This is a genomic window from Corynebacterium sp. Marseille-P8863, from assembly GCF_946902955.1.
Taxonomy (GTDB): Bacteria; Actinomycetota; Actinomycetes; order Mycobacteriales; family Mycobacteriaceae; genus Corynebacterium; species Corynebacterium gottingense.
Window position 1 is genome coordinate 118726 of record NZ_CAMPQC010000005.1, and the last position, 15633, is coordinate 134358.

Consider the following 15633-nt stretch of genomic DNA (forward strand, 5'->3'; position numbering starts at 1 on the left):
GCGTGGATATTTTGCACGGGCTTGGAAGCGTCCCAGCACATCTGAAGGCGGACGGCGGTTGCGTGGTCACCATCGGCGTGTTCGACGGCGTGCACCGCGGGCACCAGCTGCTCATCAGCACCGCCGTGGACAGGGCGCGCAAGCGTGGCGTGCCGTGCGTGGTGATGACGTTCGACCCGCACCCGGTGAGTATTTTCGCCCCCGATCGTGCCCCCGTCGCCCTGCTTCCCATTGAGGAGCGTGCCCGGCAGATCGCGGAGCTTGGCGTGGACTACCTCCTGGTCATCGACTTCCGCGAGGAGCTGGCAGGCGACAGTCCTGAGCACTACGTCACCGAAGTGCTGCAGGGGCGGCTCGGCGCCCTCGAGGTGGTCGTGGGCGAAAACTTCACCTTTGGCAAGGACGCCGCCGGCACCGCGCAGACGATGGCGCAGCTGGGCGAGCGCCACGGCCTCGAGGTGACCATCGTGCAGTTGCTCAACGAGGGCGACGTGCGCATCTGCTCGACCGCCATCCGCGACGAGCTTACGGCGGGAAATATCGGCTTGGCCACGGACTACATGGGCCGGCCGTTCTCGGTGATCTCCATCATCGAGCGCGGCGCGGGCCGGGGTGGGCGCGAGCTGGGGTACCCCACGGCGAATCAGTACGTCGAGGAGATGTCGGCGCTGCCCGGAGATGGTGTCTACGCCGGCTGGGTCACCATCATTGATGACGCCCCCATCGACGGCGACATCGAGCCCGGGGTGCGCTACCCGGCGGCGATTTCGGTGGGCACCAACCCGACCTTTGGTGATACCCGCCGCAGCGTCGAGTCCTACATTCTGGATCGCGACGCCGATCTGTACGGACGGATGGCGCGCGTGGAGTTTGTGGACAAGGTCCGCGACATGGTGAAGTTCAACTCGGTGGACGAGCTGCTGGAGAATATGGCCCGCGACGTCGCCCGTACCCGGGAGATCCTCGCCGCAGAGTAGGGCGCGCTATTGTCGGGGGCACGACAGTCTCCCCAGCGAAAGGACCCAACCATGGCACGCAAGCTCATCCTGGACGTGGACACCGGCATCGACGATGCGCTGGCGATTGGGTACGCACTCGGCTCCGAGGATCTTGACCTCATCGGCGTGACGGGGACCTACGGCAACGTGCTGGTCCCCACCGGAACGAGGAACTCGCTGGCCATCCTGGAGCTGTTCGGCCGCACCGACATCCCGGTCTACGCGGGGCCGGACCACGCGCGCGCCCGCGATTCCTTCGAGGTCATGGAAATCTCCGAGTTCATCCACGGCAAGAACGGTATCGGCGAGGCCCAGATTCCGGACGCCTCGCGTGCGGTGGAGGAGCAGTCCGCCGTGGAGTTCATGGTGGAGTCTGTGCGCCAGCACGGCGACGAGTTGGTGATCGTGCCTGTGGGTCCTCTCACCACGGTGGCCGCGGCGATGGAGGCGGACCCGACGTTTGCGGACAACGCGCACATCGTGATCATGGGTGGCGCGCTCACCGTGCCCGGCAACGTGACGCAGTGGTCCGAGGCCAACATTAACCAGGACCCCGAGGCCGCTGACCTGGTGTTCCGCAACGCGAAGGACGTTACGATGGTTGGGCTGGACGTGACGCTGCAAACGCTGCTGACATCCAAGGAGACCGCGGAGTGGAAGGCGCTGGGCACGACCGGCGGCGACTTCCTGGCCACCGCGACGGACTACTACATCAAGGCTTATGAGACCACCGCGCCGTACCTGGGTGGGTGCGGACTCCACGACCCGCTCGCCGTGGCGGTGGCGGCGGACCCGACCCTGGTGGAGACGTTGGACATCAACTTGAAGACGGACACGGAGGGCGAGACGCGGGGGCGCACGATTGGCGACGAAGCCCGGCTCAACGACGCGGCGAAGACCGGGCACGTGGCGGTGGGCGTGGACGTCGAGCGCTTCCTCGCCGAGTTCATGCGCCGGCTGACCGGGCTTGCGCAGCGGACCCCGGGGAGTGACGCGGCCGCCAGGTAGCGCGATTTGGGGAGGGCGGTAGCGCTCTGGTAGTATGTTCCGCTGGCCCTGTCACCGGAGCGTTCCGGGGCACAGACTGTGGTTCGCAGCAGTCTTGCAGGGCACAAGAACACTGAAGAATGCGGACTGAAATATAAGGAGTATACTCATGGCACTGTCCACTGAGAAGAAGGCCGAAATCCTCAAGGAGTACGGCGTCCACGAGACCGACACCGGTTCCCCGGAGGCGCAGGTTGCGCTGCTGACCGAGCGCATCAACAACCTGACCGAGCACCTGAAGGATCACAAGCACGATCACCACTCCCGCCGTGGTCTGCTGCTGCTGGTCGGCCGTCGCCGCAGCCTGCTGAAGTACCTGCGCGAGAACAACGTTGAGCGCTACCGCGACCTCATCGCTCGCCTGGGCCTGCGCCGCTAAGCACAGCTGAGAGCCCGCCCGGTGTTACCGGGCGGAGATGCACCAACCCGCCGCTTTCGAATCGGGACGCTGTCCGCCGACACGTTCCCGGGACGAGATGGCGGGTTTTGTGCGCGGTGGGGAGGTGCAGAGAAGCGTGCCTTGCACGGTCGAGCTGGTATGATGTTTGCCGTTGTAGATGAACGCATACGAACCGGCGGCACCGATGACCGCCACGACGAGACTCGAGGAGAGAGATCTTTTGAGCACCTTTACGCCCAAGAACTCGTACGACATTCACGTGGACGAGGAGTTCGGGATTACTGAGGCGGTTGCCACGCTGGACAATGGCGACTTTGGCTCCCGCACCATTCGTTTTGAGACCGGTCAGCTCGCCCGCCAGGCGGACGGGTCGGTGACCACCTACCTGGACGATGACACGATGATGCTGGCCACCACCACCGCGTCGAACCAGCCGCGCGAGGGCTTCGACTTCTTCCCCCTGACGGTCGACGTGGAGGAGCGCATGTACGCCGCCGGCCGTATCCCGGGCTCGTTCTTCCGCCGCGAGGGCCGTCCGACCACGCAGGCGATCCTGGCTTGCCGCCTGATCGACCGCCCGCTGCGCCCGACGTTTGCCAAGGGGCTGCGCAACGAAGTGCAGTGCGTGATCACTGTCATGTCCATGGCGCCTGACGAGTACTACGACGTGGTGGCCATCAACGGTGCCTCCGCGGCAACGCAGCTGTCCGGGCTGCCGGTCTCCGGTGCCGTCGGCGGTGTGCGCATGGCGCTGATTGCGGATGATAAGCACCCGGAGGGACAGTGGGTAGCCTTCCCCAACGCTGCGCAGCACGAGCGCGCGCTGTTTGAGATGGTCGTGGCAGGCCGCATGGTGGAGCGCAAGCGCGGTAAGAAGACCGAGGAAGACGTTGCCATCATGATGGTGGAGGCCGGCGCTGGCGTGAACGTCGTGCAGCTGGTCAAGGACGGCTACCCGGCGCCCAAGGAGTCCACGGTTGCTGAGGGTCTCGAGGCAGCGAAGCCGTACATTCAGACGCTGGCGAAGGCGCAGGCCGACCTGGCTCAGGAAGTGGGCAAGGAGACTAAGGAGTTCCCGCTCTTCCCTCCGTACACCGACAAGGTCTACGCGCAGGTGGAGAAGAAGGCCGCGAAGAAGCTGGCCAAGATCATGACCATCAAGTCCAAGGCCGAGCGCGAGGACGCCTCCAACGAGTACATGGAGGAGATCGAGGAGGCGCTCCTGGACAAGTTTGACGTGGACGACGATGACGCCGAGGTCACCGCCATGTCCAAGGAGATCCGCGCCGCGTACAACGCAGTTCAGAAGAAGATCGTGCGCGAGAAGATCCTCACCGAGGGCTTCCGTATCGACGGCCGCGGGGTCACCGACATCCGCGACCTCGAGGTGGAGGTCGAGCTGGTACCGCGCGCACACGGCTCCGCGCTGTTCGAGCGCGGCGAGACCCAGATCCTCGGCGTGACCACGCTGGACATGCTGAAGATGGAGCAGCATATCGACTCGCTGCACCCGGAGGATACGAAGCGCTACATCCACCACTACAACTTCCCGCCGTACTCCACGGGCGAAACGGGCCGCGTCGGCTCCCCGAAGCGCCGCGAGATCGGCCACGGTGCGCTGGCCGAGCGCGCGCTGCTGCCGGTCATCCCGTCCAAGGATGACTTCCCGTACACGATTCGCCAGGTCTCCGAGGCGCTGGGCTCCAACGGCTCGACGTCGATGGGCTCCGTGTGCGCGTCGACCCTGTCGCTGTACAACGCGGGCGTGCCGCTGGCGGCGCCGGTGGCAGGCATCGCCATGGGCCTGGTGTCCGGCGAGGTTGACGGCGAGACCGAGTACGTCACCCTGACGGACATCCTGGGTGCGGAGGACGCGTTCGGCGACATGGACTTCAAGGTCGCCGGCACCAGCGAATTCATCACTGCCCTGCAGCTGGACACCAAGCTGGACGGCATCCCGTCTGACGTCCTCGCCGGCGCGCTGGAGCAGGCCTACGAGGCCCGCGAGACCATCCTGGACACCATGTCCGAGGTCATCGAGGGCCCCGACGAGATGAACCCGCTCGCCCCGAAGATCACGACGGTGACCGTCCCGGTGAAGAAGATCGGCGAGGTCATCGGGCCGAAGGGCAAGACGATCAACTCCATCACGGAGGAAACCGGCGCGGAGATCACCATCGAGGACGACGGCACCATCTACGTGTCTGCGACCGAGGGCTCGGCTGCCGACGCCGCGATTGAGAAGATCAACGCGATTGCGAACCCGCAGATGCCGAAGGTGGGCGAGCGCTACCTGGGCACCGTGGTGAAGACGGTTGCCTTCGGCGCCTTCGTGTCCATCCTGCCGGGCACCGACGGCCTGATCCACATCTCCAACCTGGGCGGCAACACCCGCATTGAGAACGTCGAAGACGTGATCAACGTCGGCGACAAGGTTGAGGTGGAGATCCGCGACATTGACAACCGCGGCAAGATCTCCCTGGTCCCCGTCGAGGAGTAGGTCGACCCCGCGACGGCAAACGCCTCCCCGAACCGGCTGCGCGCTGGTGGGGAGGCATTTTTGCGTCGATAAGCGGAATGCGAACGCTAGGGGAGGAACCGTAGCTTCTTGCCCAGGTTGAGCGCTGTGGTGAGCAGTGTGCCGTAGTAGCGGCGGGGGAGCTGCGCGGGGCCGCGCATCGGCATGATTCGCTGCTGGGAGATGTTCTTCGGTTCCGTGTACTTGGTCAGGCCCTCGGGGCCGTGGCGGCGGGCTAGGCCGGATTCTTTCACACCGCCGAGCGGGGTGGAGATGGAGGCCCAGGTGGAGGCGTAACCGTCGTTGATGGTCACGCTGCCGGACTCGATGCGTTGGGCGAGGGCCCACGCCGTCTTCGGCGCGCCGAAGACGGCGGCGTTCAGGCCGTAGGAGGTTGCGTTGGACAGCTTGACGGCCTCGTCCATATCGCGCACGCGCTGGACGTATACGACCGGGCCGAAGACTTCCTGGGTGGCCAGGTCGGTGCCCTCGCCGAGGCCGGTGAGGATGGTTGGTTCGAAGTGGAAGGGACCGATGTCCGGGCGCGCCTTGCCACCGGTCACTACGGTTGCGCCTTTGGCCAACGCATCGTCCACGAATGCTTGCACGCGGTCGAGCTGGGCCTGGTTGATGAGCGAGCCCATCTCGTAATCCCAGTTCAGTCCCTTGCCCAGGGTGATGGACTCCGCGGCGCGCCGGAATGCGGCGATGAAGCGGTCGAAGAGCGCGTCGGGCACGTAGATGCGCTCGATGGACACGCAGAGTTGGCCGGAGTTGGAGAAGCAGGCGGTGGCGATCGTGTCAATATGCTTATCGACGTCAGCGTCCGGGGCTATCAGCATCGGATTCTTGCCCCCGAGCTCTGCCGAGAACCCGACGAGCCGCTCGCCGACCGTCCTGCCCAGCAGCTTGCCGGTCTTGGTGGAGCCGGTGAACATGAGGTAGTCGCACTGCGCGGCGATCGCGCCGCCGACCACTTCGCCGGAGCCGGTGACGATCTGGAAGAGGTCGCGCGGCAGGCCCGCCTGGATGAGCAGGTGGAGCGAGATGAGGTTGGAGAACGGGGTCTGCCAGTCCGGCTTTGCCACGACGCCGTTGCCGGCGATGAGGGCGGCCACCGCGTCTGAGACGCCGAGCGCGAGCGGGTAGTTCCACGGGCTGATTTGGCCGACGACGCCTTTTGGCACGCGCTGCTCGGCCGTCTTGGTAATCAGGGGGAACGCGCCCGCCCGGCTTGACGTGGTGAGCAGGCGCTCCGCAGTGTTGGCGTAGTAGCGGGCGTTGTTCATGACGTCGAGGACTTCGTCGAACGCGGCGGTACGGTCCTTGCCGGTCTCAAGCTGGACGATGTCCGCGAGCAGCTCCCGCTCGCGGTACACCAGGTCGTGGAAGCGCTCGAGCACAGCGACCCGGTCTGCGATGTCGCGCGCGGCCCACTCCCGTTGGGCGGTGCGGGCGCGGCGGAACGCTTCATCTACGTCCGCGGCGGTGCCGGCTCCGACCCAGCCGATGGGCTGGTCGACGAAGGGGGACGTGACATCTTGGCGCTCGCTGGCGTCGAGCGAGCCCGTCGCGCGGTTGGTGGTCAAGTTGAGCAGCATTTCCAGGAAATGTTCCGGGAGCGGCTGTTCCTTCAAACGATGAATTGGCATGAAGTTTGCGCTCACTCCTGGTTAGAACGGGCAGCCGGCTGCGCGGCGGGCGGCGACGGCGTCGGCATCGTCGTCAAGCGAGCTGCGCTGCTTGTGTGCGGACACGGTGATGCCGTCTGCGGCCTTGAGCTCTGCTTCCGGGTCCTCGTCGCCGTTGCCCTGGTATGGGCGGATGTTCTTCGGCTCCTTGTACTCGCCGGAGATCATGCCGTGCTTGATCATCTGGGACCGGCCCGGCTCCATGTAGCGCTTGTCCTCCGGGAGGATGTCAAAGACCTTCTTCACCAGTTTGGCAATGCGGTCGAAGCGCTTTTGATCCTTTGCGGACCAGTCGAGCTCGAGGATGGCGCGCTCCTTGGCGGGGATGGTGCCGTAAGTGAGCCAGATGACGCTGCGCATGATCGGCTTCCAAATGACTTTCCACACCTTCGGGGAGACGCCGTCCGGCGGGGCGATCATCTCGTCGCGGGCGGTGCGCAGAGCGAAGTCGACGGTTTCGTTGCGCTCGAGGACGGTGTCGGCCATCTCGTCCATGTATGCCACGAGGTCATCGTAGTTGTCGATGACCGGGCGCTCAGACATGCCGTAGTGGTCCCACCAGGTCACGCCCTCGCGAACGATCTGGTCCTTCTCCTCGTGGGTGAAGGGGGTGCCGAAGAGCTCCTGGGCGTAGATGACGCGGTAGACAAACGTAGCGTGCGCCCACCAGAAGGTTTCGGGGTTCATGGAGTGGTAGCGCTCGCCGTTGCGCAGGGTGCCCTTGATGGTGGTGTGGTAGTCGCGGATCTGCTTGCCCAGGTCGCCGTCATCGTAGATGGACATGATGATCTGCGGGGTGGAGCGCTCCAGACGGGCGAACGGCTCGTCGAAAAACTTGGAGTGGTCCAGCAGCGACTGGCCGATGGCTGGGTGCATGTTCTGCATGACGCCGGTGTACCCGCGCAGGAGCTGGATGCGCTGGTCAGAACCCCACTTCCACAGGAGCGAGTCCGGGCCGAGTGGGGAGCGGCGGAGCTCGCGCTTACCGCCCTTGGAGGAGTTGGCGGAAACTGGCGTGGACATCAGTTGCCTCATTTCATGTGCTTGTAGACATCTCGGTTGATATGTGAACGGTAGCACACGATCGCGGTTGACTGGGTGGGGGTCACATTATTTTTGGGCCCTAAGGATTTGGCTGTGTAGAGGCGCCGGTTGAAACGTGGGCGTTCTGTGGCTGTGGTGGCGGGGATCTGGTGTGGGTGCCTACCTCATGTGCGGGTAACGGTTCGCGGTGTGACTGTGGGGGTGTCCGGTATTTTCAACTTTGGTTGTATGTGGCGGACGTCATGGGATTCGGTTTGGTCTGGGCCACCGCAGCCGTGATAATGTGTGGCAACTCATACAAGAGCGTGTCGTTTTGGCGGAAGTCTCAGGCTCAACCTCAGCACTTCCCGCATCACTCGAGGGTGCATTGGTCAAAACGGTTGCACAACGATGAAAGGTTGCCCCCATGGGGAAATTCAACTGGAAGAAGACCGCGGTCGCGCTGACTACCGGTCTCTTGGCGTTCGGGGCCACTGGCGTCGCTGTCGCGCAGGGAGGCCTGACCGCAAACCTGGCGCTTTCGGGCACCTTCTTCAAGGTCAGCATGACGCACCTGGATGGCGAGGACTTCTCGCTGTTTGTGGATAGCGAGCCGATGAAAGAGGACGACACCATCCCGGTCGCGCGCCTGAAGTTTGGCCACGCGTACGCTTCCAACCTGTGCCTTTCCGCCACGCTGCCGGACCTTCCGATGGTCGGCGAGGGCACGCTCGCGCTTCGCGCCAACGGCGACAACAGCGTCGAGGTTCGCAACCTCGTTGTGGGCGCGAACGACATCAAGGGCGCACTCCAGCTCACCGACGCAAGTGTGGGCATCGACGCCCAGCAGGTCAACGCGCAGGCCGCGCCTGGAACCTGGGGCCTGCACTCCAACAAGGTCTCGCTCAGCGCCGACGACATCACCACTACGTCCATCGGCGCCGAGTACCTCTCCGCGTCAGGCGTTGGTGTGACCGTGGTGAAGGGGAGTGACAATGCCTGCGGTCTCAAGTAACGACGAGGAGCACACGCTTATCGACGCCCACGACACCGCCACTCACGACACACCGGGCCCGGCACACCGCTTCAACCAGTGGCGGAAGAACCGTCCGTTCATTCCGGGCCTGCTCATGATGATTTCCGGATTCGTCATCGCGGCACCGGCATACATCACGGTTGAGGTCTCCGACATCCTGGTGATGATCTCCACCGTCTCCGGTGTGTCCACCTTGCTCATCGGCGTGCTGATGTTCATGTTTGGCCTCGGATGCTGGTTGCAGCCTGCCACCGCGGTGTATCTGGGTGTGCTAGCCATCATCGTGTCGGTGATCTCCCTGCCGACCTCGAACCTGGGCGGCTTCGTTGTGGGCGCGCTGTTTGGCATTGTCGGCGGCGCCCTTGCGCTGGGCTGGGAGCCGGGCGAGAAGAGTGCGAAGAAGCGCAAAGGGAAGCACACGAAACGTGCGTCGGCTGCCGACGCACCGGAGCAGCCGGAGGACTTCGATCCGTTCGCCGAGGACGCCTTCGATGAGTCCGAACCCGAGGAATCCGAGACCGAACAGCGCGGGGGAAGCTCGAAGTGGAGTGGAGGTTCCACGCTGAACTCGGTCGTGGCCGTCGCTGCTGCGAGCGCGGTCCTCGCACTGCTGCTCGGCGACACTGGGGTCGTGTCTGCACAGGAACCGGCGGCTCCCGCAGCACCGCAGCTCCCGCAGGTGGAGCTGCCAAAGCTTCCGGCCCCGGAACTCCAGTTGCCGGAGATTCCGGAGTTGCCAGCGCCGTCGGTCCCCGACGTTCCCGGTCTGCCGGCGCCGGCGCAGCCCGCCCCGGAGAGTTCGGCCCCTGCGGCCCCGGCGGCTCCGGGGGTGGGCGAGGGGGCGTCGATAGGCGCGAGCGCTATTCCCTCGGGGCTGGCCCCGGCTGCGGCGCCGAGTACTGTCACTGCGGACAAGGTCACGCTGACTGGCAATGTGCACGCGACGCTGGACTACGTCAACGTGGGAGGACAGCAGCAACGAGCGCTGGTGCTGAGCGGCGATCGGCTGGTCGGGCACAATCTGGGTCTTAAGATTCCCGGCATGGGCGGCGGGAACCTGACCACGGGAAACGTTGATACGACCGTAACGAATGGGCCGGTGAAAGTCGTGGCTACAGGCTTGACTGCGACGCCCGCTGTGCGTGATCTCCCGACCATCCCCGTGACGGTCGACCTCAGCGGTGACATCAACTCGGTCCTCGATCAGCTCGGTGTACCCGAGAAGCGTCCCGTTCCCAATGTAGAAGTGCCCGACATGTTGATGAATGAGATCTCGCTGAACAACGTGACCATGCAGATGGTGACGCTCTACGGACAAGGGTTTAATGCGCCGTCGGTTCGCCTGACAGTTCCGTAGATTGGGCGAGCAGAGAGTTTTGACTGGGCTCTGAATTTTCCGCCTGTGCGGAATTTTTCGGGCCCGGCTTTTCCGCCCGTGCGGAATTTTTGATCGCACGGAGTACACGAGGTCGGGAGGTCCGGGGACGGCTTTTCCGCGTGTGCGGAATTTCGGCCATACTTTGAGCCACCACACGGATACATAGCGATAATGCTCGCGTCCAGTCGCTGTGCATAAAGAAAGCGCCAGGTCTCGGGAAGAAACCTGGCGCACTCTCGTTGCGGTGGCAGCGGTTAGTAGCGGAAGCCACCTTCGGCTTCGGCTTTCTCGTACGCGCGGGATGCGATCGGTACCATGCGCGCCTTGCGCGGGAGGACTGAGAATACAGCGCGTGTGCCCGTAGAAAGCAGCTTGAGGCGACGGGCATCCTTCTTGGTCCACTCCCAGCCGAGCTTGTCACGAAGCTTGTCGGGGATCATGCCGATAGCCACCCAGAGGAGGAGCTTGGAGGCGAAGGGGGCGACCGGCTTCCACGCCCATTTCGGCACCGATGGGTCCGGTGTGTCGAGCGTCAGACCATTGATGATGCGGGAGCGCTCGATCGTCTCACTGGGGCCGAGCTCGTCGATCATGCGGTCCATGTATTCGACATACTCGTCGTACGTCTTCGGTGCGCTTTCGGGTTCGGCGACGCCGTAGAAGCTGTACCAGGTTCGACACTCCTGGAAGAGCTGATCCTTCTCCGCCTTGGTCATATCCGGCATGAAGTTGCCGGCAAGCTGGTACGGCATCGCGGCAAACGTCGCGTGCGCCCAGTAGTAGACCTCCGGGTTCAGCGAGTGGTAGCGCGAGCCATCCGGATGGGTGCCCTTAATGTCCTTGTGGAAGTCGCGGATCATTGATCCAACCTCGGGCCCTTCGTACACTGCGCGGATGATTGGGAATGCGGAGCGAACTAGGCGTGCGACCTCGTTATCAAACACGTTGGATTGCTGGACTAGGGAACGGCTGATGTCCCGGTGCGCGATCTGCAGCACGCCTGCGGCCAGGGCGACGAATGCGGAGCGCCAGTCGCCAAAACGGTCCCAAAGGATGGAATCCGGGCCGAGCTCGGGCAGGCCGGGTTGCGGCTCGGCGACGTGGCCCTGAGCCGCTTCCTGCGCTGCGTTGAGCCCCGCGTCGGCAGCGGACTCGTTCTTCGTCGACGGGTGGACGGTAGTCATGGTGTCTCCTTCGGGCTTGATTAGTGTGCCGCTGCGGTGGCTCGGGCGGTTCGGCGGGCGTCGTCGGCATAGTGAGAGGCGCGCTTGAACTGATGGACGGTCGCATCGAACTCGGATAGCTTCGAGCGAATGCCGCGGACGGCGCCGGGTTGCACGAGCCACTTGTCGCGCTTGACGGTCAGCGCACCGGGCCCGCGGATTTCTAGCTGTCGGGCGTAGCGGCGGGCGTAGTCGCCACGTGCTTCGAACACGGCCAAGGGGTGACGCTTGAGGCTTGAATCGGTGGGGTATGGGCCGTCGACAAACAGCGCGTTCGGCAGACCGACAACTTCCACGCCGTGGTGCAGGTAGAGGTCATCGACCGAGATGTTTGGGCGGCCGGGGACTGCGATCCACGGCGATGCCTCGCCGGTGGCGCGGACGAGAATGTCAAAGCGCTCAGTGTGCTCGCCGCCTTGTGCATCGATGAAGGTCACCTCCCACTGGCCTTCGCCTTCATCAAACGCAGCACCGGTGACCGTGGTGTGCGGGCGGAATTCCGCGCAGCCCGCCTGCACTGCCGCGGCGAGGTGGCGCGCGGCGGCAGCAGCAGAACCGTCCACCTTGGTCACCTTGAGGTACGGCGTGCGGTAGTGGAGACGCTTGGATACAGGTTCCGCATCGGGTGCCGCCAGGTGGCCGCCGATTGCTTCGCGCTTGTCAAAGAGGGCGGTGTCAAAGCCGGAGAATGCGCATTCTGCGGCAGCGGTAGCGCCAGCAGGGCCGGCGCCGATGACGGCCACTGTGGGGCGTCTGTAGGGATCAAACATTGTTGGGTGCCTTTCACAGCTGGCGACGTATGCGCCAACGAGAAGATCGATTCATGGAATTGTTCTAGATCATACAGAACGATACGGGGTAATAGTGCTCTCTCGCAAGAAAAAGTGTGTTGCAGATAACTCGGGCGACCTCCCCTCGCCCGACTACCAACAGTGCACATGCAAAAGCGGGCACCCGATGGAGGGGTGCCCGCGGATGAAGGGGGAGGTGTGCCTACTTGGGAAAGTCGAGCACTACGCGCGTCGGGTTCTCAAGCATTTGGAACGTGAAGTCGCGCTCGGAGTCCAGACCCACGTAGAAGAGCGAATCGCCTTCCGTGCCCACAGAGTTGAATGCATCAAGAATGTTGCCGGCTGCCACGCCTAAACTGCCGTGACCAACAAACTGGCGCCCCTCGGGTGTATCAACCACTGCCACCCGTCGCAGCGCAACTGGAAGGAACGCATTTCCCTTGACGGGTTCAATGTCTCCGGTGCCTTGCTGGTCCGGGGCATCTTTATACGTCATAGCTCTCTCGACAACCTCCGGGTTCCCCGAAAACTCAAAGACCAGCCGGTCGAACCCCTCATGCTCTGCCGCTCGAACGTCACGGAGGAGGACCTCGGGCATGCCCGGGTTCCAGTACCCACTTCCCGGAATGTCTCCGCCGGCCGCCTGGGCGGGCTGGTGCACCGGTGCCACCGCTGACGGTGTGACCAGCACTTTGGTCAGCGGCGTAAGCGCTACCTTGTCGCCGGGCCTGCCGGTTGTAGCCACCACACTCGCGTCGGGATCGTGGGTCTGCGCATCCGAGTCCCCCGTGACCTGTGTCGTCGATTGGATGGTAGCGGTCTCCGAGCCGCTGTCGCCCTCGTTGGCGCAACCGGCGAGTAGGAGGGAAGTCGCGGCAATGCTCGCGACGGTTCCGCGTGCCGAGCGTGTAGGCAGGCGAATGATAGGAAACGATGACATAACTGCCAGTATTTGCTTCCTGTAGCGCCCCCGCCCCGCTTACCGGGCAATATCGACCACGACGCGCGTCGGGTTCTCAAGCGTGTAGATCTTGTACCCGCGCTGGCTGTCCAGCCCGATAAAGAACTGGGAGTCGGCCTCAAAGATCGAACCCAGGTACACGTCCGCGATGTTGCCCGCCGCGACGCCCTTACTGCCCATCGCCGTGATCGGCGCGTCGGTGCGCATCATATCCCCGGCCGTACCCTGCACATTCACTTCGAGGTGCGCCGCGCCCGGCACCTCCATCACGTTCCCAGAGGCCTGTTGCCGCGGCGTATCGACGTACCCCGCCACGTAGCTTGGCAAGCCCGTCCCCGCGTACTCAAAGACGACGCGGTCAATATCGCCGTGGGAGCCCGCGCGCACATCCTGCAGTTGTAGGTCAGCCGGCTGCGGCTGCGTGACCCGGACTTGCTCCGTGCTGAACTGCCCGCCATCGCTCGCCGCGGACAGCTTCTGCGCCGGAGTCTCAGCCCGAGTTTCAGGCTGCGTCTTAGGCACCGTGCTTACCGACGCCCCCACGTCCCCCTCCGGGCGTTCGCTGGAAGCAACCTCTGCCGCAGACGTCGGAGTGGCTGCGCTCGAGGGGGTGGGAGCCTCATCGGATGACTCCGGCGAGCAGGCGGTCAGCGCGAGAGTGCAGGCGAGGGCGGCGCTGGCGACTGCGGCGGCGTGGGAGACATGGGGCGCGTGGTGCTGACGTGACTGTTGCATGGTGCCAGTATATGGGGAAGGGGAGGGTGTGGGCGTCGAGAAGCGAAATGCTACGCGCCCTCGATGAGCTGGATGTAATGGCCGTTTTGGTCGTCGAACACTGCGGCCTTGACCTCGTCTGTCGGTGGCGACGTCATCCGCGCTGAACTGGGTAAAGGGCAGGCCGTCGCGGTAGAACTCGAGCGCGCGCTGCTGGTCCTGAACACAGCGAGCAAGGACTGAAATACGCATACCCGCCAGTGTGCCCGGGCTTGGCCGCGCGGGCTAGAGTTGCGAGGGAACAATGCAAGCGGAAACGAGGAGGCCAGCATGGCGGACAAGGTGATCAAGGTCGGAGTGCTCGGAGCGAAGGGGCGCGTGGGTACCGCTGTGGTGGCCGGCGTGAACAAGGCCGAGGACCTGGAGCTGGTTGCAGAGGTCGGCAGCGGCGACTCGCTCGAGGTTCTCGCCGAGCGCGGCGCGGAGATCATCGTGGACTTCACCACGCCAGCGTCCGTGATGGATAACCTTGAGTACTGCATCAATCACGGCATCCACTGCGTGGTGGGCACGACCGGCTTTGATGACGCCCGGTACGAGCAGGTGCGCGCTTGGTGCGCCGACAACCCCGGGGTGGGCGTGCTCGTTGCGCCCAACTTTGCAATTTCCGCGGTGCTGACCATGGCGTTCGCTCGCCAGGCGGCCCGGTTCTTCGATTCGGCCGAGGTCGTCGAGCTGCACCACCCGAACAAACTCGACGCGCCCTCCGGCACTGCGCTGAAGACGGCGCAGGGCATTGCTGACGCCCGCCGCGACGCCGGTCTGGGCGCCATGCCGGACGCCACCGAGCAGCAGCTCGATGGTGCCCGCGGCGCCGACGTCGATGGTGTGAAGGTCCACGCGGTGCGCATGCAGGGTATGGTCGCGCACGAGGAAGTCATTTTCGGCACGACCGATCAGTCGCTGACCATCCGCCAGGACTCCTACGGGCGCGAATCCTTCGTGCCTGGCGTGCTTACCGGCGTGCGTGGCGTCGCAGACCGTCCCGGTCTGACCATCGGTCTGGACGACTACCTGGGGCTGTAGTGACATGGCCGTTTCCTCGCACTTGGATGTCCAGCTCATCGCTGCCTCCCAGTTCCGCGCCCCCGAGGGCGTGGCGTGGGAGGCCGACCCCACGGCCACAGACGCGGAATCGCTCGTGGAGTTTGCGGGCCGGGCCTGCTACGAGTCCTTTGACCGTCCCAACCCGCACACGGCGGCGAACGACGCCTACCTGCACCACATCCTGGACGTCGGGCACGACGCGCTGCTCGAACACGCCACCGCGACCCTGTACATCCGCGGCCTGTCACGCGCGGCGGGCAACGAGCTGCTCCGTCACCGGCACTTTTCCTTCTCCCAGCTGTCGCAGCGATTCGTGCATAGCGACGACAACGAGGTTGTCGTCCCCGACATCATCGCGGACGACGAGGAACTTTCGCGCATGTTCCTGCGCGCGGTGGACGACTCACGCTTTGTATACGACGAGCTGCTGCAGGCCCTGGAAGAAAACATGGCCTCGGAGCCGAACGCGTTGCTGCGCAAGAAGAAGGCCCGCCAAGCCGCGCGCGCGATCCTGCCCAACGCGACCGAAACCAGGTTCGTCGTCACCGGAAACTACCGCGCGTGGCGCGGGTTCATCGCCTCACGGGCGTCCGAGCACGCGGACGTGGAGATCCGCACGCTCGCCGTCGAGTGCCTGCAGCTGCTGCGCGGTCAGGCACCAGTGTTATTCAGTGACTTTTTGATCAGCGAGCTTGCCGACGGCACGCGGATGGCTACCAGCCCCTACGTGCGGTAGGGGCGGGGTT

General features: G+C 64.5%; 14 protein-coding genes. 8 read left to right on the plus strand and 6 right to left on the minus strand.

All coding sequences use genetic code 11. The features are described 5' to 3' along the window. Positions 1-2: 2 nt before the first annotated feature. From OVO38_RS05445 to OVO38_RS05460, 4 genes are all read left to right on the plus strand, one after another. The gene (locus OVO38_RS05445; protein ID WP_267207941.1) at positions 3-977 is read left to right on the plus strand and encodes a bifunctional riboflavin kinase/FAD synthetase; all 975 of its coding nucleotides are present in this window, start codon (positions 3-5) and stop codon (positions 975-977) included. Positions 978-1028: 51 nt separating this feature from the next. After that, positions 1029-2006, plus strand: a complete 978-nt coding sequence (locus OVO38_RS05450) for a nucleoside hydrolase (RefSeq protein ID WP_267207942.1) — start codon at positions 1029-1031, stop codon at positions 2004-2006. A 148-nt stretch (positions 2007-2154) separates the two neighbouring features. Beyond that, the gene (gene rpsO, locus OVO38_RS05455; protein ID WP_095277357.1) at positions 2155-2424 is read left to right on the plus strand and encodes a 30S ribosomal protein S15; all 270 of its coding nucleotides are present in this window, start codon (positions 2155-2157) and stop codon (positions 2422-2424) included. Positions 2425-2629: 205 nt separating this feature from the next. Continuing rightward, positions 2630-4945 (plus strand): polyribonucleotide nucleotidyltransferase, encoded by a 2316-nt coding sequence (locus tag OVO38_RS05460; RefSeq protein ID WP_095554293.1) that lies wholly within the window; start codon positions 2630-2632, stop codon positions 4943-4945. Positions 4946-5031: 86 nt separating this feature from the next. On the opposite strand, the gene OVO38_RS05465 is transcribed toward OVO38_RS05460, so the two are convergent. Together OVO38_RS05465 and OVO38_RS05470 are read right to left on the minus strand one after the other, a co-directional pair. Further along, a complete protein-coding gene (locus OVO38_RS05465) occupies positions 5032-6615 on the minus strand; it encodes a succinic semialdehyde dehydrogenase (protein WP_267207943.1) in 1584 nt (527 codons plus the stop codon). A 21-nt stretch (positions 6616-6636) separates the two neighbouring features. Then, positions 6637-7677 (minus strand): oxygenase MpaB family protein, encoded by a 1041-nt coding sequence (locus OVO38_RS05470; RefSeq protein WP_267207944.1) that lies wholly within the window; start codon positions 7675-7677, stop codon positions 6637-6639. A gap of 427 nt (positions 7678-8104) precedes the next feature. Between OVO38_RS05470 and OVO38_RS05475 the strand changes: the two genes are divergently transcribed. Then, positions 8105-8692 (plus strand): DUF6230 family protein, encoded by a 588-nt coding sequence (locus OVO38_RS05475; protein WP_095277348.1) that lies wholly within the window; start codon positions 8105-8107, stop codon positions 8690-8692. After that, a complete protein-coding gene (locus OVO38_RS05480; protein WP_267207945.1) occupies positions 8673-10070 on the plus strand; it encodes a DUF6114 domain-containing protein in 1398 nt (465 codons plus the stop codon). The genes OVO38_RS05475 and OVO38_RS05480 overlap by 20 nt, the downstream gene beginning before the upstream one ends. Before the next feature lie 275 nt (positions 10071-10345). On the opposite strand, the gene OVO38_RS05485 is transcribed toward OVO38_RS05480, so the two are convergent. The 4 genes from OVO38_RS05485 to OVO38_RS05500 all read right to left on the minus strand — a co-directional run bounded on the left by OVO38_RS05485 (position 10346) and on the right by OVO38_RS05500 (position 13801). Continuing rightward, the gene (locus tag OVO38_RS05485; protein WP_095534775.1) at positions 10346-11275 is read right to left on the minus strand and encodes an oxygenase MpaB family protein; all 930 of its coding nucleotides are present in this window, start codon (positions 11273-11275) and stop codon (positions 10346-10348) included. Between the two features lie 20 nt (positions 11276-11295). Next, the gene (locus OVO38_RS05490; RefSeq protein WP_267207946.1) at positions 11296-12084 is read right to left on the minus strand and encodes an NAD(P)-binding protein; all 789 of its coding nucleotides are present in this window, start codon (positions 12082-12084) and stop codon (positions 11296-11298) included. Between the two features lie 223 nt (positions 12085-12307). Further along, positions 12308-13045 (minus strand): hypothetical protein, encoded by a 738-nt coding sequence (locus OVO38_RS05495; protein ID WP_267207947.1) that lies wholly within the window; start codon positions 13043-13045, stop codon positions 12308-12310. A gap of 39 nt (positions 13046-13084) precedes the next feature. Next, positions 13085-13801 carry a hypothetical protein gene (locus OVO38_RS05500; protein WP_267207948.1) on the minus strand — a complete coding sequence of 239 codons (717 nt, stop codon included), beginning with the start codon at positions 13799-13801 and terminating at the stop codon, positions 13085-13087. A 309-nt stretch (positions 13802-14110) separates the two neighbouring features. Here OVO38_RS05500 and dapB point away from each other — a divergent pair, with 309 nt between their 5' ends. Together dapB and thyX are read left to right on the plus strand one after the other, a co-directional pair. Continuing rightward, positions 14111-14866: a 4-hydroxy-tetrahydrodipicolinate reductase gene (dapB, locus tag OVO38_RS05505; RefSeq protein ID WP_095545855.1), complete on the plus strand. Its 756-nt coding sequence runs from the start codon at positions 14111-14113 to the stop codon at positions 14864-14866. A 4-nt stretch (positions 14867-14870) separates the two neighbouring features. Continuing rightward, a complete protein-coding gene (gene thyX, locus OVO38_RS05510; RefSeq protein ID WP_267207949.1) occupies positions 14871-15623 on the plus strand; it encodes an FAD-dependent thymidylate synthase in 753 nt (250 codons plus the stop codon). Positions 15624-15633: the final 10 nt, after the last annotated feature.